We start from the raw sequence: 23,386 nt of genomic DNA on the forward strand, positions 1-23,386 counted from the left end.
TCAGGGGACCCGCGCGATCAGGCTCGCCTTACTCGGCCGCTCCTGCGGCATGTATCTCGATGTCAAGATAAACGTTATCAAACTTCCGGCCCCGTTCCGAGCCCGTCCCCGGCGGCGGTCAGGCGCGGCGGCGGAGGACCACGTACGTACGGTCGTCGGCCGACGACTCGAACTTGTCCACGGCGGCGAAGCCGAGGCTGTCGACGACCTTGAGCGCCCTGACGTTGAACTCGGCGACGGTGACCCGGAACGTCGTCGGAGCGAAGTGCTCGACACCGAACGCGAGACCGGTCGCGATCGCCGAGTGCCCCAGGCCCTGCCCGGTCAGCTCGGGCCGCAGCCCGCCGGCGATGTCGAGCGCGTCGTCGTCGTAGTCGTAGCCATGCACCCGCGCGGTCGGGCCGTAGCACCGGTAGCCGATGAGACGCTCGCCGTCGACCAGCGCCCAGAACCCGTGCGACAGGTCGGTGAAGTGGCGCGGGTCCATGCCCGTGAGGTCGTAGCAGCCGTTGGGCTCGGGATAGCTCCAGGTGACGATGTCACCCGCATGCTCGGGAGTGAGCTCGACGATCTGCATTCCGGCACCTCCCCCTGGCGGTGGCGATATCCAAGCACGCGCGTTCGCGCTTCGGCAATGGTGCGTCCAGACGTTGGCACAAACGGCAGGCGTCAGCGCAGCGTGCGGACGTACGCGACGACGGCGCGCGCGTCACGCACCCGCGCTTCCCAGGTCGCACCGGCCAGCACCAGAGCGAGCCCCACGAGCCCGAGCGGAAGCCAGCGCGGCATGTCACCGACGAGCGGCCCCGCCCACCGCACCGCGAGCACGGTCGTCAGCACGGCACCGACCACGAACGGTGCCTTGGTGCGCACCAGCGCGCCCGCACCGAGCAGAGCGACCCCGGCCGCGGCGAGCAGCAGGCCGCGCACGGAGACGGGGTCGGTGAGCGCCCCGGGCAGGCTCGGGAGCACGGCGAGACCGAGGCCCGGCAGGAGCACGGTGGAGGTGGCGCCCCGCTCGCGGCGCATCCGGACGATCCCGGCGCCGAGCAGCGCCAGGCCGAACGGCAGCGTGTACGCCTCGACGACAGCGACGTCGGAGGCGGCGAGGCGGGTGACGTAGGCCGCCGCGAGCAGGACGGAACCCACGACCGCGTACGGCCTGCGGTCGCGCCGCAGGAGTCCGACCGCGCTCGCCCCGACCCCGAGCACCGTGAGGCACAGGCTGAACCATCCGAGGCTCGTCTCGCCCGACTCCGCCAGCGAGACGCACGCGGTCACGGCAGCGACGATCTCCCACGGCACCCGCAGCGCACGAGGCAGACGAGGCACGGAGGCGGCGGCGAGCAGCGCGACCGCGAGCACCGCTGCAACGAGGGCGCCGGTCCGCAGCCCCGCGGCTGCGACGTCGACCCAGGCGAGGACGGCGAGCACGCCGAGACCCGCGGCCGCTCCCCCCGCGAGGGCGACGGCCTCCCTGCGAGCGGCTGACCCGGCGCCGACGGCGACCAGTGCGGCGACCACCGCCGACACCGACCAGGTGGTCGCGGATGCGGGAGCCGAGCCGAGCGGCAGGAGCGCACCCGCGAGCGCTGCCGGCGGTGCGGCAGACGCCGCCGCGACCGCGAGGTCACCGCCGCCTCGTACCAGCCAGAGCGCCGACGCCGCGCCCGCGTACAGCACGGCCGCGAGGCCGACGACCAGGACGGGTCCGTCGAGCAGGACGCCGACCACCAGCGCCCCGGCGGTGCCGAGCAGCACCGCCGTGACCACCGAGCTCCGGCGGAGCGCCGCCACCGTCTCCGCCGGTGCCGCGACCCGCCACCACCTCACCACGAGCGCGATCGCAGCGGCACCGCACCACGAGAGCGCGACCAGCCACACGGGGTCGTTCCAGTCGGCAGAGAAGCGGAGCGCGACGTCGTCGGCCCACCCGGGAAGCCACGACTCGGCCGTCGCGAGGACGGTGGCCCCGGCCGTCGCGAACAGTGCGCCCACGAGCGGGAGGGCGGCCACAGCGAGCGCGGCGCGGACGCCGACCCTCCACCCCGACGACGGGAGCACTGCACCGACCACGGCCGCGACGAAAGGGACGGCGACCCACGTGAGGGTCACGAGCTCGAGGTTGCCGTCGGGTCCGAGCAGCCCGACCACGGCGAAGGAGACGGCGACGACGAAGCCGGCCGCAGCCCGTACGGCGGTGGCGGCGGTGGCGTTCCCACGTCCCTCCAGCACCCGTGCGACGACCACGGCGAGCGCGGCGACGACCACGGCGAAGAGCAGCAGGGCGGGCGCGTCACCGTGCGTCCAGCGCGTCGCTGCTCCGTCGGTCAGGGCGACCCCGGTCATGAGGACGAGCGCGGTGCCGGGGACGGCTGCCGCAGCACTCAGCCCGACCGCCCAGGCCGCGACGGGGAGCCTGAGCCGAGCAAGGCCGAGGGTGGCGAGGACGAGGCCGGCGACGGCCGCCGTCAGGGTCCACCGCAGGTCGATCGGGAGCACCACGAGCAGCGCGACCGTGCCGCAGAGCAGCCCGACGACCAAGCCGACCTCGGCGGCCACCAGGCGGGTGATCCAGCGCCGGACCCCGAGGGCGACCGCGAGGCTGGCCACCGCCAGGACCGCCGAGAAGACGAGGATGAGGACGTCGCCGTCGACCATGCCGAGCCCGAGCACTCCCGCGCTGCGGCCGGCGCCGACGTCGACGGCGGCGAGCAGCCCGCAGACCGTCCACAGCGCTTCGGCGGACGCCCGCAGACGGCGGGTCGTGACCCACGCGGCGCAGGCACCGACGGCGACCGTGAGGCCGACGAGCACGAGCGTACGACCGGTGAGCCCGAGGCTCCCCCACCCGACCGCGACGAAGACGAACCCGGCGATCACCAGGCACAGCGCCCCGAGCGCCAGGAGCGTGCCACCCACCGACCACCCGGTCCGCGCACGCACGGCCGGCGGAGCAACCGCCGGCGGCGCCCAGGTCCCGTACGCGGGGCGCGGCTGAGGCATCGGCGGCGCCGCAGGGCGCGCCCGTACGGCGGCCGCCTCCGCCCGCAGCTGCGCGAGCACGCGGTCTGCTTCGGAGAGAAGCGAGAGCAGCTTCAGCGCACGGTCACCGCGCAGCTGGATGCCGCATCTCGGGCAGTGCTGCGTACCGGTGGCGGGCGCACCGCAGCCCGGGCAGTGCAGAGGATCGGCGTACGTCACGGCTGAAGTCTCTCGCGACCACGATTCAGGTCTCTCGCGGCGGTCCGCCAGGTCTCTCGCGACGGTCAGTCGGTGAGGTCGAGCGTCGCCACGCACTCGACGTGGTGGGTCATCGGGAACAACGCGTACGCCTCGACCTCGCCGAGCGCGTAGCCGAGCTCGGCGAAGGTCCGGACGTCGCGCGCCAGCGCTGCCGGGTCGCACGCGACGTACACGACCCGGCGAGGGCGCAAGGCTGCGACCGCACGGACGACCTTCGCCCGCGCGCCCGTACGAGGCGGGTCGAGGACCACCACGTCGACCTGCTCCCCCGCCTCGCCGCGCGCGAGCACCCGCGCCACGTCACCGTTGACGACGCTCACCTGTGGGAGGTCGCCGAGGTTGCGTCGCGCGTCGCGCGAAGCGCGGGCGTCGCCCTCGACGCTGACCACCGACCCGTCCGGGCCGACGGCCTCGCCGAGGAACGCCGAGAAGAGCCCGACGCCGGCGTACAGGTCCACGACCCGCTCTCCCGGCTTCGGCTCGGCCGCGCGCATCACCGCGTCGACCAGCGTCGTCGCGGCGTCAGGGTGCACCTGCCAGAAGCCGGCTCCGCTCACCCTGAAGCCGCGGTCGCGCACGACCTCCCTCACCCAGTCCCGCCCGCGGACGGTGGCGCCGTCGGCGAGGAGCCCGGTCGCCTCCACGACCGGCAGCTGGCCGGTCACGTCGTACGCGGCGGCGAGCGCGTCGCCGTCGGAGCCCGCGACAGCCGTGACCCGCGACGCCGGCCAGCGGCTCGCCAGCACCGGCGGCAGGTCGTCGGACGCGATGGGGCAGTCGTCGAGCGGGACGATCTCGTGGGAGCGGTGACGACGCAGGCCGAGCGTGCCGTCGGCCTGCGCGGCGAACGTCACGCGGGTGCGCCACCCGAGACCGTCGAGGGCCGCCTCCCCGAGCGGCGGACGTACGACGACGTCGCGCTCGATGCCCGCGAGCCGTGACAGCTGCTCCCGCACCACAGCGCCGAGGAGCGCGCGCTGCGTCTCGAGCGAGGCGTGCTGGAAGTCGCAGCCGCCGCACCCGCCGGGGCGCGCGACGGGGCACCGCGGCTCGACCCGGCCCGGGGCCGCCTCCAGCACCTCGACCGCGTCGGCGCGCAGGAAGCGGTCACCCTCACGGCCCTCGGTGATCTCGGCGACCACCCGCTCGCCGGGGAGCGTGTGCCGGACGAAGACCACCTGGCCGTCCCACCGGGCGACGCAGTGGCCGCCGTGGGCGACCGGACCGACCTCCAGCTCCATCCGGGTGCCGGTGAGGTCGCGTCGTTCGTCCGTGGGTGCCTGCATCCCTCCAGGGTGCCGTACGGCCCCTGGTCAGGAGTCGCGGCGGTCGCTGAACATGCGTCCCTGGCGGATCTCGCCCGGCACCGGCCGCACCCGCTCCGGCCCGCGGCGCTTGGCCGACTGCAGCTGGTACGGGACGCTGGTGACGAGCACGCCGGGCGTGAACAGCAGCCGCCCCTTCAGCCGCAGCGCCGTCTGGTTGTGGAGGATCTGCTCGTACCAGCGCCCGACGACGTACTCGGGGACGTAGACCATCACGATGTCGCGCGGGCTCTGCCGCCGCAGCTCGCGGACGTACTTGATGACCGGCCGGACCAGCTCCCGGTAGGGCGACCCGACGACCACGAGCGGGACGGGGATGCCCAGGTCGTCCCACTGCTGCGTCAGCTTTGCGGTGGACGCCCGGTCGAGGTCGACGGTGAGCGCCTCGAGCGTGTCCGGCCTCGACACCCTCGCGTACGCCAGCGCGCGCATCACCGGCTTGTGGAGCCGCCCGACCAGCACGATCGCGTGCACCCGCGAGGGCAGCGTCGTGTCGGAGTCGTCGACGGCGAGCTCCTCGGCGACCAGGTCGTAGTGCCGCCGGATCGCACGCATGAGGAGGTAGAGCGCCACCATCGCGGTGATCGCGATCCAGGCGCCGGCGAGGAACTTCGTGATCAGCACGATGACCAGGACGCTCGCGGTCATCGCGAGGCCAAACATGTTGACGGCCCGCGAGCGCATCATCCGGCCGCGCTCGACCGGGTCGGCCTCCGTGCGCAGCAGCCGCGTCCAGTGCCGGGTCATCCCGAGCTGGCTGAGCGTGAAGGAGACGAAGACCCCGACGATGTAGAGCTGGATCAGTCGTGTGACCTCGGCGTCGAAGGCGAGGATCAGCACGATCGCCGCGAGACCCAGCAAGACGATGCCGTTGCTGAAGGCCAGGCGGTCGCCTCGGGTGTCGAGCTGACGCGGGAGGTGCCCGTCGCGCGCCAGCACGGAGCCCAGCACCGGGAAGCCGTTGAACGCGGTGTTGGCGGCCAGCACGAGGATGACGCCGGTCGTGGCGATCGTCAGGTAGAACAGCGGCGCCGCGCCATCGAAGACAGCGGCAGCCAGCTGACCGATGACCGTGTCCTGGACGTAGTCGTCCCCGACCGGGACGCCGTCGCGGCTCAGCTGCGTGGCGGGATCCTCCGCGAACCGGAGATGGGTCAGGTCGGCCAGGATGATGATGCTCATCAGCATCGTCACCGAGATGAGGCCGAGGAGCGCGAGCGTGGTCGCGGCGTTCCTGCTCTTGGGGCGCCGGAACGCGGGGACGCCGTTGCTGATCGCCTCGACGCCGGTGAGGGCCGCGCAGCCCGAGGAGAACGCCCGGGCGACCAGGAAGGTCATCGCGATCGCCGAGATCGCGCCGGTGTACGGCTCCTCGGCGACGAGCTCCAGGTCACCGCTGGCGACCTTGGGCAGGTCGCCCCACGCGTACCGGACGAACCCCCACACCGCCATCCCCAGGATGCAGAACATGAAGAGGTACGACGGGATCGCGAAGGCGACCCCCGACTCCCGCAGACCGCGCAGGTTGACCGCGATCAGCAGCAGCACGAGGACGGAGGCCGCGAGCGCCTCGTGCCCGTTCAGCCAGGGCAGGGCCGCGGTGGCGTTCTGGACGCCCGAGGAGATCGAGACCGCGACGGTGAGCACGTAGTCGACCATCAGCGCGGACGCGACCGTCACCCCGGCACGGGGGCCGAGGTTGACCGTGGCCACCTCGTAGTCGCCGCCGCCGCTGGGGTAGGCACGGACGTTCTGCCGGTACGACGCGACCACCGTCAGCATCACGACGGCGACCGCGATGCCGATCTTCCAGTTGAAGGCGTACGCCGACAGACCTCCCATCGAGAGCACGAGGAAGATCTCGTCCGGCGCGTACGCCACCGACGAGAGTGCGTCGCTCGCGAAGACGGGCAACGCGATGCGCTTCGGCAGCAAGGTCTCGTCGAGCTGCGTGCTGCGCAGCTTCCGCCCGAGGAACACGCGCTTGCCCAGCTCGGCCATTCCCACCCGAGGATGGTAGACCCGTGCGGTCCGCTCCGCGCTCGCCGTGCCTGCTCGCGGTGTAGCGTCGTCGCGTGCATGTGGTGATCATGGGCTGCGGACGGGTCGGGTCGACCCTCGCGCACCGCCTCGAGTCGCGGGGCCACTCGGTGGCCGTCATCGACAGCGACCCCGACGCGTTCCGCCGTCTGGGCCCGTCGTTCGCCGGGATGACGGTGACCGGGCTCGGCTTCGACCGTGACGTCCAGCGCCGCGCGGGCATCGAGCGCGCCGGCGCCTTCGCCGCCGTCTCCTCCGGCGACAACTCCAACATCATCTCGGCCCGGGTCGCCCGCGAGCAGTTCGGCATCGACACGGTCGTCGCCCGGATCTACGACCCCGGGCGCGCCGAGGTGTACGAGCGGCTGGGCGTCCCCACGGTGGCGACCGTGACGTGGGCCGCCGACCAGGTCCTGCGCAAGCTGCTCCCTGCCGGGCACAGCTCGGTCGTGTTCACCGACCCGTCCGGCAAGGTCCGCGCCGACCAGGTCTTCGTGCCGGAGGTGTGGGTCGGGCACACGGTCGGAGCGCTCGAGGCCGCGACCGGCGGCCGGGTGGCGAGCGTCACCCGTTACGGAGGCGCCGAGCTTCCGGACGCCGAGATGGTCCTCCAGGACGGTGACGTCCTCCACCTCTACTCGCGGATCAACGACTCCGAGACCGTCTTCAGCACGCTCGTCGAGGGCCCCCGTCAGGAGGACGCATGAAGGTCGCCATCGCCGGGGCCGGCGCCGTCGGCCGGTCCATCGCCGCGGAGCTGCTGGAGAACGGCCACGACGTGCTCCTCATCGACCGCAACCCGCGGGCGATCCGCTCCGACGTCGTCCCCGGGGCCGACTGGCTCCTCGCCGACGGGTGCGAGCTCTCGGCCCTCGAGGTCGCACGGCTCGAGCTCTTCGACGTCGTCATCGCCGCGACCGGCGACGACAAGGCCAACCTCGTCGTGTCGCTGCTGGCCAAGACCGAGTTCGGGGTGGGCCGTACGGTCGCCCGGGTGAACCACCCCGACAACGAGTGGCTCTTCAGCGACGCGTGGGGCGTCGACGTCTCGGTGTCGACGCCGCGGATCATGTCGGCGCTGGTCGAGGAGGCGGTGACGGTCGGCGACCTCGTACGCCTGTTCTCGCTGCGGGGCTCGCACGCCAACCTGGTCGAGCTCACGCTGCCCGCAGACTCGCCCCTCGTCGGCGTCCGGGTCGGCGACGTCCGCTGGCCCCGGGACGTGGTGCTCGTGGCCATCCTGCGCAGCAACGGCATCCAGGTGCCGGAGGCCGACCGGTCGCTCGAGGCGGGCGACGAGCTGCTGTTCGTGGCTCCTGAGGACGCCGAGCAGGCGCTCCAGCACCTCCTCGCCCCGATCGAGCACCACGCCGTCGGCATGGAGAGGTCCGAGCCTCCCCAGTGACGGCGCACGGGCCGCTCAGTCGCGGGGCTGGACCTTCGGCTGGATCTCCAGCGCCTCCCGCGACAGCAGCTTGCCCGCCGCCTCGGGGTCAGCCACCGGCGTGTGGTTGCGGCTGAGCAGGTAGACGATGCCGGCGAGCGTGAGGATCTGCAGCGGCCACCCCATCAGGACCTTCGCCGTGCCCAGGAGCGCGACCTGGTCAGCCGCCCACAGCGGGTACTGGACGACGACACGCAGCACGCAGGGCAGCGCGAGGATCAGGGTGAGCCGCGAGCACAGCCGTACGAGCGCCTTGTCGCGGTGCCAGGCGGTCGGGTCACCGGTGACGCTCCCGACGATGAAGCCGACCAGCGGCCACCCGATGAGGACGGTGAAGACGAGCACCACCGCATACCCGCCGTTGTAGAGCAGGCCGGGCAGGAACGCGTCGCGTGCCTCACCCGAGCGCAGCGCGAAGACCGCGGCGATGGCGATCCCGAAGAGCGAGTTGAGGACGAACTGCGTCGTGCTGCGCTGAACCACCCGCACGACGAGGAGGACGACCGCGAGCCCTCCGCTGAGCCACAGCGCGAGGGGAAGGTCGCGCGTCACGACCCAGCTCACGGTGAAGCCGACCGTCGGCACCGCGGCCTCGAGCATGCCGCGCACGCCACCGAGCGCCTTGGAGAGCTGGGCCCGGACGACCTGCTCCACGGTGACGACGGTCGCCGCACCGGGCGTGGCGGGATCCTGCGGGGGCGGGGCGCTCGCGCTCATCGGCTCAGCTCGTATCGGGGGTTGTAGATCACACGGTCGCCGTCGCGCAGCCCGAGGCGACCCGTGGCGGTGAGGGCACGACCGGCCTCGATGCCGGGGATGCGGCTGCGGCCGAGCCAGATCAGGGTCAGGACGCCGGTGCCGTCGTACAGGCGCGCCTCGAGGGTGCGCGCCCCGGCACGGGGACGCAGCGTCACCGCGCGCAGCTCGCCGTGCACCGTGACGACGTCGCCCACGCGCTGGTCGCAGACCGGCAGGCACCCGGCGGTCTCGGCGCCACGTCGCAGCGCCCGGTCGTCGGCGCGCTCGGTCAGCCCGGTCATGTGGTCGCGGGCGCGACTCCACATGCGGGTCACCGCTCCAGTGCTCGTCATTCCTCCAGCCTAGGTCGCGGAGGCGTCACTCGCGGGGGCTCAGGCCTCGGTCGTCGGCTGCTCGGCGCGCACCGCACCGGCCGGCACGACGACGGGGATCTGCTCGCGCGGCGGCATCGGGGTGGTGCCACGGACGACGACGAGGTCGCGCACGGTCTGCTCGAGGAGGCTGTCGGGGTCGGACGACGAGCCCAGCTTGCCCATGAACGTCGCGCGCAGCAGCCAGCGTGGACCATCGACGCCGACGATGCGGCTGGCCTGCACCCCCTGGCGCCCGTCGGACGCCTGGACGGGGACCTCGACGCGTAGCTCGCGGCCGAAGGTCGAGTCGACCTCCTCGACCTTGCCGCCGACGCGCTCGACCTCCGCGATGATCTCCGGACGGATCTCGGCCCACAGGCCACCGCCGCGAGGCGCGGCGAACGCCCGCAGCTCGACCGCGCTCTCCTCGGCCAGCGCAACCACCGACGTGGCCGCCCCGGTCTCGGGGTCGGTCGGGATCTGGATGTCGAGGCCGACCCGCCCCTGGACGATGAGCGCACCGACGTCGACGAAGGTGGGGTCGTCCTCGGCGATCTCGCGCTCGGAGGCGTCCCACGGGCCCTGGGACCTGTCGTACGGCACCTCGGCGTCGCTCTGCTCCTCCGCAGCCTCAGGTGCGTCGACGACCTCGGTCTCCGTGGCCTCCGCAGCCGTCTCGTCGTGGTCCTTCTTGCGACGACCGAACATCACCGCGCTCCTCTCGTCCTCGTGTCCCGTGGCTCGACAGCGCCGTGCCTTCGCTCAGGTGGTCCTCGTCACTGCGAAGCCACCCGTCGAACCGTACCCCCCGTCACCACGCTCGGACGGCGGGAGGGCGTCGACCAGCCGGAACTCGGCACGCTCGACGCGCTGGAGCACCAGCTGGGCGATCCGGTCACCCCGCGAGAGCACGATGGGCTCCGTCCGATCGAGGTTGACCAGGCACACCTTGATCTCGCCACGGTACCCCGCGTCGACGGTGCCGGGAGCGTTGACGATCGAGAGGCCGCAGCGGGCCGCGAGGCCGGAGCGGGGGTGCACGAGCGCGACGTAGCCCGACGGCAGCGCCACGGCGATCCCGGTCGGCACGAGCGCGCGCTCGCCCGGCGCCAACGTCACGTCGACGGTGGTGCAGAGGTCGGCCCCGGCGTCGTCGGGGTGGGCGTACGAGGGGAGGGGGACGCTGTCGTCCAGACGCGTGAGCATGACCTCGACCATGACGCCCGACCCTACCGGCCGACCCTCCCGCTCAGGGCACCCTTACCGCCATGGCAACCTTGTCGCATGAGCCGTGACGCCGACGTGCCGTCCTACCGGGAGCACCTGAGCGTCCCCGCTACGTGGTGGCTCACCGCCGCCGGCCTCGCCGTCGTGGTGTGGTGGATCTTCGCGCTGGCCACTCCCCCGTGGCTGGCGCTCACGGCGGCCGCCCTCACCGCCGTCGCCGTCGGGATCGGCCTCCTGCAGTACGGCAGCGCCGTCGTCGAGGTCTCCAACGTGCACCTGCGGGCGGGCGCGGCCCGCATCCCGCTCGTCCACTGTGGCGAGGTGACCGTGCTGGACGCCGCCGAGACGCGAGCGCTGCACGGCCCGCAGGCCGACGCACGCGCCTTCTTCCTCGTCCGTCCCTACATCGCCACCTCGGTGCGGGTCGAGGTCCTCGACCCCCGCGACCCCACCCCGTACTGGCTCGTCGGCACCCGTCATCCCCACCAGCTCGCCGACGCACTCATCGCGCGGCGTACGCACGGCTGAGGAGGCGCTACCGTTTCGGCAGTGCGGACCTCCGCACGCCGACGAAGAAGGGAAGGGTGAGCGTGGCGCGCAGCGCGAAGAAGGCGAAGAAGCAGGCCGTGGACAAGGCCCTGCCGAAGCCGAAGCAGAAGCGGCCCAGCAAGACGGCGTGGCGACTGATCGACCGGACCTCGACGATCGCGGCCGGGGTGATCGCGACGCAGGCGGCCGCCATCGTCTGGCGCGCCGCCACCGGCAACAAGCCGCCCACCGACGACGCCTCGCGCGATCCTGCGATGCAGACCCGCGAGGCCGTGGCCTGGGCGGTGCTCGCGGGCGCCAGCGCCGGCCTGATCAAGGTCGTCCTCAACCGGCAGGCGGTGGCCTACTGGGTCAAGTCCACCGGTGACCTGCCGCCGGGTCTGAAGCGCCCCAAGGCCTGAGCAGCCTCTCGGACGACCTGTACAGACGACGACGCCCCCGACCGGTCAACGGTGCGGGGGCGTCGTCGTAAAGCCTGATCAGGCGCAGTCCACGCAGATCAGCTGGTTGCCCTTCTCGCGGGCGAGCTGGCTGCGGTGGTGCACCAGGAAGCACGACGTGCACGTGAACTCGTCAGACTGCCTAGGGAGCACCTGGACGGAGAGCTCTTCGTGCGACAGGTCTGCTCCGGGCAGCTCGAACGACTCAGCTGCCTCGACCTCGTCCTCGTCGACCTTGCCGGAGTTCTTCTCGTGCCGACGAGCCTTGAGCTCCTCGATGCTGTCTTCCGACTGCTCTTCTTCGGTCTTCCGAGGAGCGTCGTAGTCGGTCGCCATGAACCCTCCTCTTGACGTCTCGTACCCGACCCCCGAGGGGCGGGTTCATCCCATTTCCATAACCTTCAGGCGCGCAGATTGTGCCACACAGATCGGCGCCACCCAACTTCAGAAGCCACAAGCACGGACCAGCCGCAAAAATTCCTCCGCGAACGCCTCCGGCGCCGCGACCGCGAGCCGCTCGTCCGCCGGTCCGTCGAGTCCCGTCACCACAACCCCGGCTTCCCGGGCGATCAGGCCACCGGCGGCCAGGTCCCACGGCGCGAGACCTTGCTCAACATACGCGTCGAGGCGTCCGGCGGCGACCGCACACAGGTCCAGGGCGGCCGATCCGGTGCGACGGATATCACGGACGTCGAGAAGGAGCCGTGCCACGGCCTGCGCCTGGCGGGCACGCACCTCCGGCACGTAGTTGAACCCCGTCGCGACGAGCGCCTGCGAGGCAGAGACCGGGGCGACGGCCGACAGCCGGACCGCCTCGCGCGACGGGCTCGCACGCCAGTACGACCCGCCGCCGCGCACCGCGGTGTACTCGTGCCCCGCAGCCACGTCGATGACGCACCCGGCCTCGACGACGCCGTCGACCTCGGCGGCGATCGCGACCGCGTACTGCGGGAGGCCGTACACGAAGTTGACCGTGCCGTCGATGGGGTCGACGACCCACCGCACGGGGGATCCGGCGGTCTCGCTCTCCCGACGCTCCTCTCCGAGGATGGCGCCGCCCTCCTCGCCCAGGATGGTGTCTCCCGGGCGCTCGGCGAGGATCGTCGAGCGGATCAGCTGCTCGGTCGCCCGGTCGATCTCGGTGACCGGGTCCGTGGGGCTCGACTTCGTGGCGGCGACGTCGACCCTCCCGTCGGGACGCCGCTCGCGGACGAACGCCGCGGCGGCGCGTGCGGTGACCAGGCCCAGGGTGAGGAGCGCCTCAGGATCGGGCCGAGCGGTCACGGCGCCTCGCCCAGCAGCGCGGGCCGCTCGGGATCGCGCAGGTTCGCGCAGCAGCCCGCCGGGCACACGTCCCAGCTGGGAGGCAGCTCACCGACGACCGCCTGCGTCGGCTCCTCGCCGCGCGCGGCCGCGGCACGCTCGAGGATCAGGTCACGGATCGCGGCGACGAAGCGCGGGTCGACGCCGGGGGTCGGGACCCGCGCGAAGCCGAGCCCGAGCCGCTCGGCGGTGGCCTTCGCCTCGGTGTCGAGGTCGTAGATGACCTCCATGTGGTCCGACACGAACCCGATCGGGATCAGCACGACGGAGGCGACGCCGTCGCCGGCGATCTCCTCGAGGTGGTCGTTCACGTCCGGCTCGAGCCACGGGACGTGCGGTGAGCCGGAGCGCGAGCAGTAGACCAGGTCGTGCGCCCGCTCGACGCCCGTGCGCTCGGCGACCGCGGCCGCGACCTGGGCGGCGACGTCACGGTGCTCGCGGACGTAGGCGGCACCACCGACGAGAGACTCGCCCGTCGTGAACCGGCCGCTCGCCTCGTTCATCGCGTCCGGGATCGAGTGGGTGACGAACACCAGGCGCGTCGCCGCGGTGTCGTGGCCCTCCACCCCCAGCCGCTCGAGCGCGCCCACGGTGCCGTCGACGAACGGGGCGACGAAGCCCGGGTGGTTGAAGTAGTGGCGGACCCGGTCGAGGCGCGGGGCGCCGTCACCCACGGCCACCGTCGCGTCGTACAGGTTCTCGCGGTACTGGCGGCACCCCGAGTACGAGGTGTAGGCGCTGGTGAACAGGCACACCGCGCGCTCGACACCGTCCTCGCGCATCTGAGCGAGCGTGTCCGCGAGGTAGGGGTCCCAGTTGCGGTTGCCCCAGTAGATCGGGAGGTCGATCCCGTGCGAGCGCAGGTCCAGGCGCAGCACCGCGAGAAGGTCGCGGTTCTGGTCGTTGATCGGCGAGCGGCCACCGAAGGAGAAGTAGTGCTCGCCGACCTCGACGAGACGCTCGCGCGGGATGCCGCGGCCGCGCGTGACGTTCTCGAGGAACGGGACGACGTCGTCGGGCTTCTCCGGCCCCCCGAAGGAGACCAGCAGGAACGCGTCGTACGGACGGGTGTCAGGGTCGGGACGATCCATGCCGTCCATCCTTCCAACCCGGAAGATACGCTGCAGGGGTGACCCCGTCGGGGCGCCCGGAGGGGTCTCCTCCGCCACACCGTCTCCAGGACCATCGTTGCTCGACACGTACCGCCGGATCCTCGCGGTCCCAGGTGCCCCGGCGTTCAGCGCGGCTGCGCTCGTCGCCCGGCTGCCCATCTCCATGCTCACCCTCGGCCTCGTGCTCCTCGTGTCCGAGCAGACCGGGTCGTACGCCAAGGCGGGCGTGATCTCGGCCGTGGCGGTGATCGCCAACGCGGTCGGTGCCCCGCTCCAGGGCAGGCTGACCGACCGCTTCGGGCAGCACCGGGTGCTCCCGGCGACGGCGGCGCTGTTCGGGCTCGGGCTCGCACTCGCGCTGCTGGCGATCTCGCAGGACGCCCCGGCTCCCCTCCCGCACCTGTGCGCCGCGCTGGCCGGGGTCGCGCTCCCCCAGGCGGGCTCGATGGTGCGGGCACGCTGGACGCACAACGCCGAGCCCTCCATGATCCCGACCGCCTTCGCGCTGGAGGCAGTGCTCGACGAGGTCGTCTTCATCGTCGGTCCGGTCGTCGTCACGTTCCTCGCGACGCTGGTGAGCCCGTACGTGGGGCTGGTCGTGGCCGGCGTCGCCGGTGTTGCGGGATCCCTCGCGCTGGCCGCGCAGCGTCGTACGGAGCCGCCGTCGGGGCGCCGGGAGCGCCACGAGGACCGCAGCAAGTCGATGCCCTTGGGGCTGCTGCTGCCGCTCATCGGGGCCGGTGTCGGGTTCGGCGTGCTCTTCGGCGCCGCGGAGGTCGTGACGGTGGCGGTCGCCGACGACGCGGGCTACAAGCAGCTGTCGGGCGCGCTGCTCGCCGTCTGGGCCGCCGGCAGCCTCATCGCCGGCTTCCTCGTCGGCGCTCGTCCCCCGGGCGTCACGCCGCTGCGCCAGCTGCGGATCACGACCGCGGTCCTCACGCTCAGCATCGTGCCCCTCCTGCTGACATCGTCACTGCCCCTCGTCGCCCTCGCGCTGTTCGTCTCAGGTTTCGCGATCGCGCCGAGCATGGTCGCCGCGACCCAGCTCGTCGAGCAGGGAGTGCCCAAGGAACGGCTGACCGAGGGCATCGCCTGGTTCACCACCGGTCTCGCGACCGGGGTGGCACCGGGTGCCGCGATCTCCGGGTGGGTGGTCGACTCCGCCGCGCCGTCCTGGGGCTACGCCGTGTGCCTCGGTGCCGGCGTGGTGGCCATGGCCGGCTCCTGGGTGATCCGCGGCAGGCGCTCGGCTCAGTAGCCGTCCATCCCCGGCGGCAGCGGCGCGTGCCACCCCCGACGCAGCGCGATCATGCGGTAGCCGAACGCCAGCAGGGCGCCGGGGACGATGACCCACACCTCGTCCAGGTCCCACCCGACCGCCACGACGGCGAGGGTGGACCCCAGCAGCGCCGGGAACGCGTACAGCTCCTCTCGGAGCACCACGGGGACGCGGCCGGCGAGCAGGTCGCGGAACACGCCGCCGCCTATCGCCGTGACCATGCCCATGAGCGCGGCCGCGACCGGTTCGAGACCGAACTCGAGCGCCTTGACGGCGCCGGTCACGCAGAAGAGCCCCATACCCGCTGCGTCGAAGACCGCGATCTTGCGCTCGACCCGTCCCAGCGCGGGGTGGAAGCGGAAGGCGACCAGCCCGGCGAGCACCGGGACCAGGAGGTAGCGCCAGTCCTGCAGCGCGGCCGGCGGGGTCGCCCCGATGAGGACGTCGCGCAGGAACCCTCCTCCGAGCCCGGTCGCGCCGGCGAGCACGAGGACGCCGAAGATGTCGAGCGGCTTGCGCACCGCGACCAGCGCCCCGGAGAGGGCGAACGCGGCGATGCCGACGAGGTCGGCGGCGACGAGCGCATCGGTGGGCACGGGACGAAACTAACGCCCTGCGGGGGGTCCGAACGATCACCCTCTCGGCGCGCTTGCTTGGATTGAGTCCGGCGGCACCCGAGACTGGGGCAGGTACGAGGCACGAGACGAGAGGAACGACGATGCGAGACCTCACCGTGGTGGGGCTGAGCGAGGACCAGAGGTACGTGGTCCTTCGAGGCCCGGTCGGTGAGCTGTTCCGCATCCCGGCCGACGATCGTCTGCGCGCCACCCTCAGGAACGACCGGGCCCGACTCGGCCAGTTGGAGATTGCGATGGACAGTGCACTGCGTCCGCGAGACATCCAGGCTCGGATCCGCCGGGGCGAGTCGCCGGAGGAGGTGGCCGAGGCGGCGAGGCTTCCCGTCGAGCGCATCATGGGCTACGCGCACCCGGTGCTCGCCGAGCGCGAGCACATGGCCGAGCGCGCCCGAGGCGCCACCGTGCGCCGCAAGCACGCGCAGTCGAACGCGCTGACGCTGGGCGAGTCGGTCGACGCCACGCTCCGCGACCGCGGCGTCGAACCGGAGACCGCCACGTGGGACTCCTGGCGTCGCGACGACGCCCGCTGGACGGTCAGCGTCACGGCCGGTGCGGTGACCGCCGACTACGTCTTCGACCCCGCCGGCCGCTACACCTTCGCCGCCGACGACGCCGCCCGCGAGCTCGTCGGCGACGTGCCGGAGGCGCCGGACGCGAACGAGATGGCGATCGCCGACGCCGTCTCGCGCCCTGTGGACGTCGTCGAGCTCGACTCCGACCCCCGCGTCACCTCGCTGCGGCAGGCGCGGGCCCGCCGAGCCGCCCAGGCGAGCGAGCGCGACACCGACGACCAGCCGGCCCTCAGCGACCTCCCGGAGGTCTCGGAGGTCTCGGAGACCGAGCCGACGCTCGAGCTGGACGAGCACCCGGCGCCGCCGCGTGCGTCCGCTCCCCCGGCCGCGCCCCCGCCGCCCGCTCCGGCGCGCGAGGCCGACCCCTCCAGCGTGCCCGCTGGGTCTGCTGGATCTGCTGAGCCCGAGGGCGCGAGCAGCGCGGAGGACGAGTCGGGTGCCGACGGCCAGCCGCGCAAGCGCACGCCTCGCCGTCGCGAGCGCCGGAGGGTGCCGTCCTGGGACGAGATCATGTTCGGCGACAAGGGCTGATCTGCCCCCACCTCACGCGACGAAGCCCCCGTCCCGCAGCCGCGAGACGGGGGCTTCGTCGTCGCTGGCGACTCAGCGTGCCGTGTCGATCGTGACCGACCCACGGCAGATCTGGACCACGGAGAGCTCCTGAGCGCCCGCCGGCACCGTCGTACCGACCGTGACGGGGATCGAGCGGACCGCGTTCGGGTCCGTCCCTTGCGTCACCGTCAGGATCGCGGACGCGTCGTCGAGGTTGACGTCGATCGACCCCACGCCGGCGCTCACGTTCTCCGCGATCACCGTGCTGGCGCCCTGGACGACGACCGTCCCGCCGTCGGCGTCACCGATGCAGCCGGTCTGCCGCTCACCGTCCGACCCCCCACAGCTGGTGACGAGTCCTCCTGCGAACACCACGGCGACCGCTCCTGCCGTTCGGCGTGCCCTTGCGCGCGTCACCTGATCACTCCTTCAGCGGGCGGCCCTTTGCGTCCGCCTTCCAACCGTTCGCCCCGACGAGATAGAGGATGCCCTCGACGAACCCCCACAGCGAGCCGATCCCGCACGTGAGGATCGTCACCACGATCTGGACCACGCCGATCGTGGTGAAGCCGAGGTAGAAGCGGTGGATGCCGAACCCACCCAGGAAGATGCCGAGGAGCCCGGCGATGAGCTTGCTCTTGGCCTCGGGATCGGCGTAGCCGTAGCCGTAGCCCGCCGGGCCGTGCGCGCCGTAGGGCTGCTGCCCGTATGCCTGCTGGCCGTACGGCGGCTGCTGGCCGTACGGGGCCTGACCGTACGGCGGCTGCTGGCCGTAGTCCGGCTGTCCGTACGAGGGCTGCTGGCCGTAGTCCGGCTGTCCGTACGAGGGCTGCTGGCCGTAGGGAGCCTGGCCGTAGGGCGGCTGCTGCGCGTACGGGTTCTCACCGGCCGTCGGAGGCGCGGCGGGGGCCTCGGATCCCTGGTCGGTGCCGGGGTAGCCCCAGCTCGCGTCTGCGGGGCGCTCCGGCTCCGGCTGGTCCTGCGGGCCGTTGGTCTCCGGCTCACCCACGGGGTTGTCGTCGTCCGGCGCACCCGTGGCGGATGAGTCGCTCACTCGTCACTCCTTCGTCATGGCTCCCCACACCTTAGCGGTCGCCTTCGAGGCTTCGATCGGTCTACCGTGGACGAGCAACCGACGACCAGGAGCTCGCTATGACGACCGACAAGGACATCCTCACGACGATCTCGTCGCTGGTGGCCGAGGAGAAGTCCCTGCGTGAGCGGAGGGAGCGCGGCGAGACCGACGCGGACACCGAGCTCGCCCGCCTGCGCGAGCTCGAGACGAGCCTCGACCAGTGCTGGGACCTGCTGCGGCAGCGGCGGGCGAAGGAGGAGTTCGGCGAGGACCCGAGCACGGCGTCCGTACGGCCCGCCGGTGAGGTCGAGGGCTACCTCAGCTGAGCTGATCCTGCGCGAGCCCGAAGACGCGGATCGCGTTGTCGCGGCTCACGGCTCGGGTGAGACGCTCGGACGTCGCCCGGTCGATCTCGTCACGGACGGCGAGGTCGTGCAGCACCGCCCCGAGCGCGCGCCGGAAGAGCACGGCCGCGAGGTAGTGGTGCTCGGCGACTCCGTACCCGTCCGAGCTGTAGAGGAGCCTCTCGAACGGCGCCGACAGCAGCACCTCGGCGACGACGCGCGCGGACAGGTCTCCCCCGGTCCGCGTGACGCGGCCGAGACCCAAGTGGACGTGCGTGTACGCACGCGCGAGGACGGCGGCCACCTCGTGGTACGGGTAGGCGTTGACCAGCAGGACCGGCACGCCGATCTTCTCGGTCGCCTCGAGGAACGGCCTCACCGCCGCCGGGTCATGGACGACGGCCCGCCCGGTGGCGAGGGCGTGACCGAGGGGGAGGTGGAGAGGCAGCCCGGCCTCGAGCGCGGCGAACGCGAGCCACGTGTGCCACCGCGGGTCACCGTCGCGCTCCGTCGGGTCGGCCGCCACCAGGTCGACCAGGGAGGAGTCGCGCGGTGGCCGCGCGTCCAGCGCCGGCCGGCCCGGCCCCCACCCGTCCGGCACCCGCAGCGCCGCGAGCGTCACGCCGGCGACCGCGTCGGTGTCGGCGAGCTCCGCGCGTACGGCGTCGGCGAGGTCCGGCGGGTCGACACGGCTCCCTACGTCCTCGGCGAGCTCTTCCAGCCGGACGACGCGGTGCCCCCGTGCGTCGGCGGCTGCGACGGTGGCCCCGAGGTCGGTGCCCGCCGGCTCGTCGAGGACGAGGTCGCCGACTCCGGCGCGTGACAGGAGCCGGCGCTCGACCTCGGCCGCGCCGAGCTCGCGACGGCGGGCGAGGTAGGCGTCGAGCGCGGCGTGCGCGTCGAGGTCGAGGACCGGCGCGCACCAGCGGCGCAGCGCCACCGTCGACATCGACGCTCCTCCGTCGCCCGCACCGAGCAGCCGCTCCAGCTGGTCGTCGGACGGCGTGCCGGCCAGCACCGGATGGCAGTGCGCGTCGACGAGACGCGGCCAGTCGTCGGGCACCGGGCTTCGCCAGCGGTCAGGCATCGGACCCCTCCCCTCGAGCAGCGGGTGCTGCCGAGCGTACGCGCGCCGGCGCGTCTGTGTCCGCTCGACGGTGGCGTCGGGGGCGCCGTACTAGCCTGGCCGGATGAGCCGGCTCGCACGGTCCGATCGTCACGCCATCCTCGTGGACGCGGGCTACCTCCTTGCCTCGTCCGCGCAGATCATCGTGGGGACGTCCTTGCGGCGGGCCGTCGCGGTGAGCTGGGAACGCCTCGTCTCGGGGATCAAGGAGTCGGCCGCCGCGCACACCGACACCCGCCTGCTTCGAGTCTTCTGGTACGACGCCGCCAACACGCTGGGAGGTCGTGCGCTCTCGGAGGAGCACAACCTCGTGTCGCTGCTCCCCGACGTCAAGCTGCGCCTGGGCCGGGTCAACAACGAGGGCGCCCAGAAGGGCGTCGACACCCGTATCGCCCTCGACCTCGTCAACCTCGCGCTGCAGGGCGCGGTCTCGGAGATCTTTCTCGTCTCCGGCGACGACGACCTGACCGAGGCCGTCGACATGGCGCAGGACTACGGAGTCCGCGTCAGCCTCTTCAACGTCCCGAACGACGACGCGCGCATCGGCGTCCACGCGACCGCGATGAACCTCGCGCGGGTCGCCGACGACCGTCTGCGCATCCCGACCGAGACCATCCGCTCGGCGATCACGCCGTCGCCGCGCCAGCGCACCGAGCCCGTTCCGGTCGCCGTGCCGGTGCCCGTGCCCGACCCGGTCGCCGAGGTCGCTCCCCAGGACGACGCGCCCGTCGCGCCTCGGCTGCGGATCCCGACGCCCTCCGACGTGGCACGACTCCACCCTGCGCCCGCTCCCCCGGCACCCCCGTCACCCGCGGCGCCTCCCGCGGTCTCGTTGGCCTGGAGCAGCTCGAGCGGCAACGCCGGGGGCGGCCCGGGACACGACCCCGACGCCGACCTCCGCGCGGTGATCCCCGACGTCGTACGCACGGTGGTGCGCAACTGGCTCGACTCCGCCACGCAGGCCGACGTCGAGGCGCTCGTCGCCACCCGCCCGACGATCCCCGGCGACATCGACTCGACCCTCCTCAACGACCTCGTGGCCCACAGCGACGACCGCTACCGGGTGCTGCAGACCGAGACGCGCTGGCAGCTTCGTGAGGCGTTCTGGGCCGAGGTCGACCGGCACGTCTGAGCGGGCTCAGGGGCGCAGGAAGTCCTGGAGCAGCTCGGTGAGGAGGGCGTCGAGCGTCGTGATGCGGTCCGGGCCGACGAACGCCGGCCCGGTCAGCGCGAACGAGTAGGCGTTGAGCAGGACCGCCGACGCCAGCAGGCTGGGGTCTCCTTCGCGGATCGACCCGTCGCGCTGCCCGTCCCTGACGAAGTCCTCGAGCAGGGCGAGCTGCTCGTCGGTGCTGCGCCCACGACGGTTGACCAGGTAGGGCAGCAAGAAGTCCGGGTCCAGCTCGACCACGCGCTTCAGCAGGGGCAGCCGGCGGACCTGCCCGACCATGCTGACCGTGCCCGAGACGAGGACGTCGCGGGCCGACCGTCCGCCGATCAGTCGCATCGCCCGCTGCATGACCATGCGGAACTCGCGGGTGAAGAGGTCACCGACGACGCCCTCGACGTTCGGCCACGTCCGGTAGAGGGTCGCCCGCGAGACCTCCGCCCGCCGAGCGAGGTCGGCCATCGTGAGTCCGCGCACACCGCGCTCGACGACGATGGCGTGCGCCGCGTCGAGCACCCGGTCTCTCGAGACCGTGGGGTTCCCCCGAGGTGCGTCCTGCGATCCCCCTCGCCGATGCGCCCGCATGCGTCGCAGGGTATCGACCTCGCCGCACGGCGCCTCGCACCCCCTCCGCTCGGCGACCGGTCGGGGACCCCGACCTCGCATAAGGTCGAGCGGTGGCCGTACGACGACTTCTGCTCGCCTCCGCGACGCTCCTGCTGACCGCCGGGCTGGTGACGACCGGACTGTCCGCGCCTGCCCAGGCGGCATCGGGCCAGGTGTCCTCGCCGAGCGCGACGCTCTACAAGAACTGCTTCAGCCATCCGTTCCGCTACGCGCTGAGCGGTGTCGGCGTCGGCTGGACGCTGACCGTCGACCTCGTGTCCTCAGGGGGGCGACGTGTGGACCGCGCCGTGGTGCCGCAGAGCGCGGGTGCCTCGGGCACCGGTGCGTTCCGGCTGTGCGCGGGCTCGGTGCGGCCCGGCGGCTACACCGTGCAGTCCCGCGTGACCTGGCCCGCGGAGACCGGGCGCGCGCCGCTCGCGCTGCCGACCACCCGGCTGACGCTGGTGCGGCCACGCTCGAAGACCGCGCTCAGCCTCTCGACGCGTCGACCCAAGCTGCGCAAGCACCTGAGGGTGCGCGCGACCAGCAGGGTCGCCCGGCCGTACGGCTTCTTCCCGACCTCAGGTGTCCGCGTCAAAGCGCAGGTGAGGCACAAGGGCCGCTGGCGCACGCTCGGGAAGGCCCGTGCGACGAACGCCGACGGCACCGCGACCTGGCGGGTCCGGTGGCGCTACGCCACCCCCAAGAAGGTGCGGGTCGTCACGCTGCGCAGCGTCTACCAGAGCTCCTCGACCTCACGGGTCGTGATCGTGCGCAGCAAGCGTCCGAAGGCGAAGGGCTGACCTCAGCCCTCCGCCGCGACCTTGGTCAGCACCTGCGCGAACGTCGACGCCGCCTGCGCTCCTGAGATGCCGTAGCGACCCTCGACGACGAAGAAGGGCACGCCGCTGATCCCGTACGCGTCTGCCTGAGCGAGGTCGGCGTCCACGTCGGAGGAGTACGTCCCGGCGTCCAGCGCGGCGAGCACCTCCTCGCGGTCGAGACCGACCTCGGCGGCGAGGTCGGCCAGCGTCTCGTCCTTCCCCAGGTGCGCTCCCTCGACGAAGTACGCCGCGAACAGCCGCTCGACGAGCTCGTGCTGCAGCCCTCGGGCCTTCGCGAGGTGGAGCACCTCGTGCGCCTTGCGGGTCGCGGCGTGCCGAAGGGCGTCGAAGTCGTAGGCCAGACCTTCCTCCGCACCCAGCTGGGTCATCTGCTCGAGCATGCGGCGGACCTGGACCTCGTCCATGCCCTTGTGCTTCGCGAGGAAGTCGACCTCGGAGCCCTCGAAGTCGGCGGGGGTGTCGGGCGAGAGCTCGAACGAGTGGAACTCGACCTCCACCTCACGGTCCCCTCCGGCGGCGCGATACTGCGCCAACCCCGCCTCCCACCGGCGCTTGCCGAGGTAGCACCACGGGCACGCGATGTCGGACCACACGTCGATCTTCAGGGGACGGCTCATGGCGGACGCAACGACGTGTGCGGTGCGAACATTCCTCGTCGCCGGTTCTGCCGAGACCGGCGTGTCGCGGCTCGGCAGGTGCACCCACGGACCTGCTAGTGTTCTGGAAGTAGTTGTTCGGTTCAGCGCAGGTGAGATCCCTGGCGCCAACGGTACGACCGTTGGCGCTTTTGTCTTATCTGCGTCGGGCACATCACCACAACCATGTGGCGGTGGGACAACCTGCACGGGGGTCGGCAACGGCCGGCTCCACAGTTCGACGAAAGAGCAAGAAATGTCGCAAGGCACCGTGAAGTGGTTCAACGACGAAAAGGGCTTCGGCTTCATCGCCCAGGACGGTGGCGGTGACGACGTGTTCGTTCACTACACCGCGATCGCCGGGAACGGCTTCCGTACGCTGGCCGAGAACCAGCGCGTCGAGTTCGACGTCACCCAGGGCCAGAAGGGCCCGCAGGCGGAGAACGTTCGCGCCATCTGAGAGGTCGTCTCTCCACGAGACTTCTGACGAGGGCCCCGACACCGAGAGGTGTCGGGGCCCTCGTTCGTCTCACGACGCGCGAGACGTTCCGGCTTCCGCGCCCTGCGCGCTCCGTACCCCCGCAGCGGAGCGTGCAAGACGCGGATCTGCCCACCCGACGCACCAGGCTCGGGCGACGCTCCTGCCTCCCGGCAGCGAAGCGTCCTCTCATCCCAACTCGCGGCTTCGGTGGTGGCAAGGGTTGCAGCGGGGTTGCAACTCTTGCGCC

The 23,386-nt window shown here is 72.4% G+C and carries 27 protein-coding genes; 10 read left to right on the plus strand and 17 right to left on the minus strand.

The annotated features are described in order from the left end of the window. Positions 1-118: 118 nt before the first annotated feature. The 4 genes from NYZ95_RS18345 to NYZ95_RS18360 all read right to left on the minus strand — a co-directional run bounded on the left by NYZ95_RS18345 (position 119) and on the right by NYZ95_RS18360 (position 6,578). Positions 119-577: a GNAT family N-acetyltransferase gene (locus tag NYZ95_RS18345; protein ID WP_262852787.1), complete on the minus strand. Its 459-nt coding sequence runs from the start codon at positions 575-577 to the stop codon at positions 119-121. A 92-nt stretch (positions 578-669) separates the two neighbouring features. Next, complete coding sequence (locus NYZ95_RS18350; protein ID WP_262852788.1) at positions 670-3,204, minus strand: SCO7613 C-terminal domain-containing membrane protein; 2,535 nt, start codon at positions 3,202-3,204, stop codon at positions 670-672. A 65-nt stretch (positions 3,205-3,269) separates the two neighbouring features. Beyond that, complete coding sequence (locus tag NYZ95_RS18355) at positions 3,270-4,532, minus strand: class I SAM-dependent RNA methyltransferase (RefSeq protein WP_262852789.1); 1,263 nt, start codon at positions 4,530-4,532, stop codon at positions 3,270-3,272. A gap of 27 nt (positions 4,533-4,559) precedes the next feature. Continuing rightward, complete coding sequence (locus NYZ95_RS18360; RefSeq protein WP_372500519.1) at positions 4,560-6,578, minus strand: APC family permease; 2,019 nt, start codon at positions 6,576-6,578, stop codon at positions 4,560-4,562. 83 nt (positions 6,579-6,661) lie between these two features. Between NYZ95_RS18360 and NYZ95_RS18365 the strand changes: the two genes are divergently transcribed. After that, positions 6,662-7,318, plus strand: a complete 657-nt coding sequence (locus NYZ95_RS18365; protein ID WP_279307977.1) for a potassium channel family protein — start codon at positions 6,662-6,664, stop codon at positions 7,316-7,318. Next, positions 7,315-8,016 carry a potassium channel family protein gene (locus NYZ95_RS18370; protein WP_262852791.1) on the plus strand — a complete coding sequence of 234 codons (702 nt, stop codon included), beginning with the start codon at positions 7,315-7,317 and terminating at the stop codon, positions 8,014-8,016. Before NYZ95_RS18365 ends, NYZ95_RS18370 begins: the two co-directional genes overlap by 4 nt. 15 nt (positions 8,017-8,031) lie before the next feature. On the opposite strand, the gene NYZ95_RS18375 is transcribed toward NYZ95_RS18370, so the two are convergent. From NYZ95_RS18375 to dut, 4 genes are read right to left on the minus strand one after another with little or no spacing between them, the layout of a single operon-like run. Next, positions 8,032-8,772, minus strand: coding sequence for a DUF3159 domain-containing protein (locus NYZ95_RS18375; protein WP_262852792.1), 741 nt, complete (start codon positions 8,770-8,772; stop codon positions 8,032-8,034). Continuing rightward, on the minus strand, positions 8,769-9,146 hold the full coding sequence (locus tag NYZ95_RS18380) for an OB-fold nucleic acid binding domain-containing protein (protein ID WP_262852793.1): 378 nt from the start codon (positions 9,144-9,146) through the stop codon (positions 8,769-8,771). The genes NYZ95_RS18375 and NYZ95_RS18380 overlap by 4 nt, the downstream gene beginning before the upstream one ends. Positions 9,147-9,185: 39 nt before the next feature. Then, on the minus strand, positions 9,186-9,875 hold the full coding sequence (locus tag NYZ95_RS18385; RefSeq protein WP_262852794.1) for a DUF3710 domain-containing protein: 690 nt from the start codon (positions 9,873-9,875) through the stop codon (positions 9,186-9,188). 54 nt (positions 9,876-9,929) lie between these two features. After that, the gene (gene dut / locus NYZ95_RS18390; protein ID WP_262852795.1) at positions 9,930-10,385 is read right to left on the minus strand and encodes a dUTP diphosphatase; all 456 of its coding nucleotides are present in this window, start codon (positions 10,383-10,385) and stop codon (positions 9,930-9,932) included. A 66-nt stretch (positions 10,386-10,451) separates the two neighbouring features. Between dut and NYZ95_RS18395 the strand changes: the two genes are divergently transcribed. Together NYZ95_RS18395 and NYZ95_RS18400 are read left to right on the plus strand one after the other, a co-directional pair. Beyond that, entirely contained in the window at positions 10,452-10,922 is a 471-nt protein-coding gene (locus NYZ95_RS18395; RefSeq protein WP_262852796.1) for a DUF3093 domain-containing protein, read from the plus strand. Positions 10,923-10,978: 56 nt separating this feature from the next. Beyond that, entirely contained in the window at positions 10,979-11,344 is a 366-nt protein-coding gene (locus tag NYZ95_RS18400) for a DUF4235 domain-containing protein (RefSeq protein WP_262852797.1), read from the plus strand. A 78-nt stretch (positions 11,345-11,422) separates the two neighbouring features. On the opposite strand, the gene NYZ95_RS18405 is transcribed toward NYZ95_RS18400, so the two are convergent. The 3 genes from NYZ95_RS18405 to NYZ95_RS18415 form a co-directional block, all read right to left on the minus strand. Beyond that, on the minus strand, positions 11,423-11,719 hold the full coding sequence (locus NYZ95_RS18405) for a DUF4193 domain-containing protein (RefSeq protein ID WP_149771276.1): 297 nt from the start codon (positions 11,717-11,719) through the stop codon (positions 11,423-11,425). Positions 11,720-11,827: 108 nt separating this feature from the next. Further along, entirely contained in the window at positions 11,828-12,667 is an 840-nt protein-coding gene (locus tag NYZ95_RS18410; RefSeq protein ID WP_262852798.1) for an inositol monophosphatase family protein, read from the minus strand. Beyond that, positions 12,664-13,797, minus strand: coding sequence for a ferrochelatase (locus NYZ95_RS18415; protein WP_262852799.1), 1,134 nt, complete (start codon positions 13,795-13,797; stop codon positions 12,664-12,666). The genes NYZ95_RS18410 and NYZ95_RS18415 overlap by 4 nt, the downstream gene beginning before the upstream one ends. Before the next feature lie 97 nt (positions 13,798-13,894). On the opposite strand from NYZ95_RS18415, the gene NYZ95_RS18420 reads away from it, so the two are divergent. After that, the gene (locus NYZ95_RS18420) at positions 13,895-15,076 is read left to right on the plus strand and encodes an MFS transporter (RefSeq protein ID WP_262852800.1); all 1,182 of its coding nucleotides are present in this window, start codon (positions 13,895-13,897) and stop codon (positions 15,074-15,076) included. Here NYZ95_RS18420 and NYZ95_RS18425 read toward each other — a convergent pair. Next, positions 15,070-15,693 (minus strand): trimeric intracellular cation channel family protein, encoded by a 624-nt coding sequence (locus tag NYZ95_RS18425; RefSeq protein ID WP_262852801.1) that lies wholly within the window; start codon positions 15,691-15,693, stop codon positions 15,070-15,072. The two genes, NYZ95_RS18420 and NYZ95_RS18425, sit on opposite strands and share 7 nt — an antisense overlap. 122 nt (positions 15,694-15,815) lie before the next feature. On the opposite strand from NYZ95_RS18425, the gene sepH reads away from it, so the two are divergent. After that, positions 15,816-16,838, plus strand: a complete 1,023-nt coding sequence (gene sepH, locus NYZ95_RS18430; protein WP_262852802.1) for a septation protein SepH — start codon at positions 15,816-15,818, stop codon at positions 16,836-16,838. A 72-nt stretch (positions 16,839-16,910) separates the two neighbouring features. Here the strand turns inward: sepH and NYZ95_RS18435 are convergent, their stop codons facing one another. Together NYZ95_RS18435 and NYZ95_RS20510 are read right to left on the minus strand one after the other, a co-directional pair. Further along, positions 16,911-17,276 carry a hypothetical protein gene (locus NYZ95_RS18435; protein ID WP_262852803.1) on the minus strand — a complete coding sequence of 122 codons (366 nt, stop codon included), beginning with the start codon at positions 17,274-17,276 and terminating at the stop codon, positions 16,911-16,913. A gap of 4 nt (positions 17,277-17,280) precedes the next feature. Continuing rightward, positions 17,281-17,913, minus strand: coding sequence for a TM2 domain-containing protein (locus NYZ95_RS20510; RefSeq protein ID WP_308212264.1), 633 nt, complete (start codon positions 17,911-17,913; stop codon positions 17,281-17,283). Between the two features lie 98 nt (positions 17,914-18,011). Here NYZ95_RS20510 and NYZ95_RS18450 point away from each other — a divergent pair, with 98 nt between their 5' ends. Continuing rightward, positions 18,012-18,260 (plus strand): DUF2630 family protein, encoded by a 249-nt coding sequence (locus tag NYZ95_RS18450; protein WP_262852804.1) that lies wholly within the window; start codon positions 18,012-18,014, stop codon positions 18,258-18,260. Here NYZ95_RS18450 and NYZ95_RS18455 read toward each other — a convergent pair. Next, positions 18,253-19,365, minus strand: a complete 1,113-nt coding sequence (locus tag NYZ95_RS18455) for a hypothetical protein (RefSeq protein WP_262852805.1) — start codon at positions 19,363-19,365, stop codon at positions 18,253-18,255. The genes NYZ95_RS18450 and NYZ95_RS18455 overlap by 8 nt on opposite strands. Positions 19,366-19,468: 103 nt before the next feature. Between NYZ95_RS18455 and NYZ95_RS18460 the strand changes: the two genes are divergently transcribed. Beyond that, positions 19,469-20,536, plus strand: coding sequence for an NYN domain-containing protein (locus NYZ95_RS18460; protein ID WP_262852806.1), 1,068 nt, complete (start codon positions 19,469-19,471; stop codon positions 20,534-20,536). 6 nt (positions 20,537-20,542) lie between these two features. On the opposite strand, the gene NYZ95_RS18465 is transcribed toward NYZ95_RS18460, so the two are convergent. Then, complete coding sequence (locus NYZ95_RS18465) at positions 20,543-21,088, minus strand: TetR/AcrR family transcriptional regulator (protein WP_262852807.1); 546 nt, start codon at positions 21,086-21,088, stop codon at positions 20,543-20,545. Positions 21,089-21,249: 161 nt separating this feature from the next. On the opposite strand from NYZ95_RS18465, the gene NYZ95_RS18470 reads away from it, so the two are divergent. Then, positions 21,250-21,981, plus strand: a complete 732-nt coding sequence (locus NYZ95_RS18470; RefSeq protein WP_262852808.1) for a hypothetical protein — start codon at positions 21,250-21,252, stop codon at positions 21,979-21,981. A 2-nt stretch (positions 21,982-21,983) separates the two neighbouring features. On the opposite strand, the gene NYZ95_RS18475 is transcribed toward NYZ95_RS18470, so the two are convergent. Continuing rightward, positions 21,984-22,640 (minus strand): DsbA family oxidoreductase, encoded by a 657-nt coding sequence (locus NYZ95_RS18475; protein ID WP_262852809.1) that lies wholly within the window; start codon positions 22,638-22,640, stop codon positions 21,984-21,986. 274 nt (positions 22,641-22,914) lie between these two features. Here NYZ95_RS18475 and NYZ95_RS18480 point away from each other — a divergent pair, with 274 nt between their 5' ends. Then, on the plus strand, positions 22,915-23,118 hold the full coding sequence (locus tag NYZ95_RS18480) for a cold-shock protein (RefSeq protein WP_262852810.1): 204 nt from the start codon (positions 22,915-22,917) through the stop codon (positions 23,116-23,118). Positions 23,119-23,386 lie beyond the last annotated feature (268 nt).

Origin of the sequence: Mumia quercus (assembly GCF_025506335.1) — a bacterium.
Lineage (GTDB): Bacteria > Actinomycetota > Actinomycetes > Propionibacteriales > Nocardioidaceae > Mumia > Mumia quercus.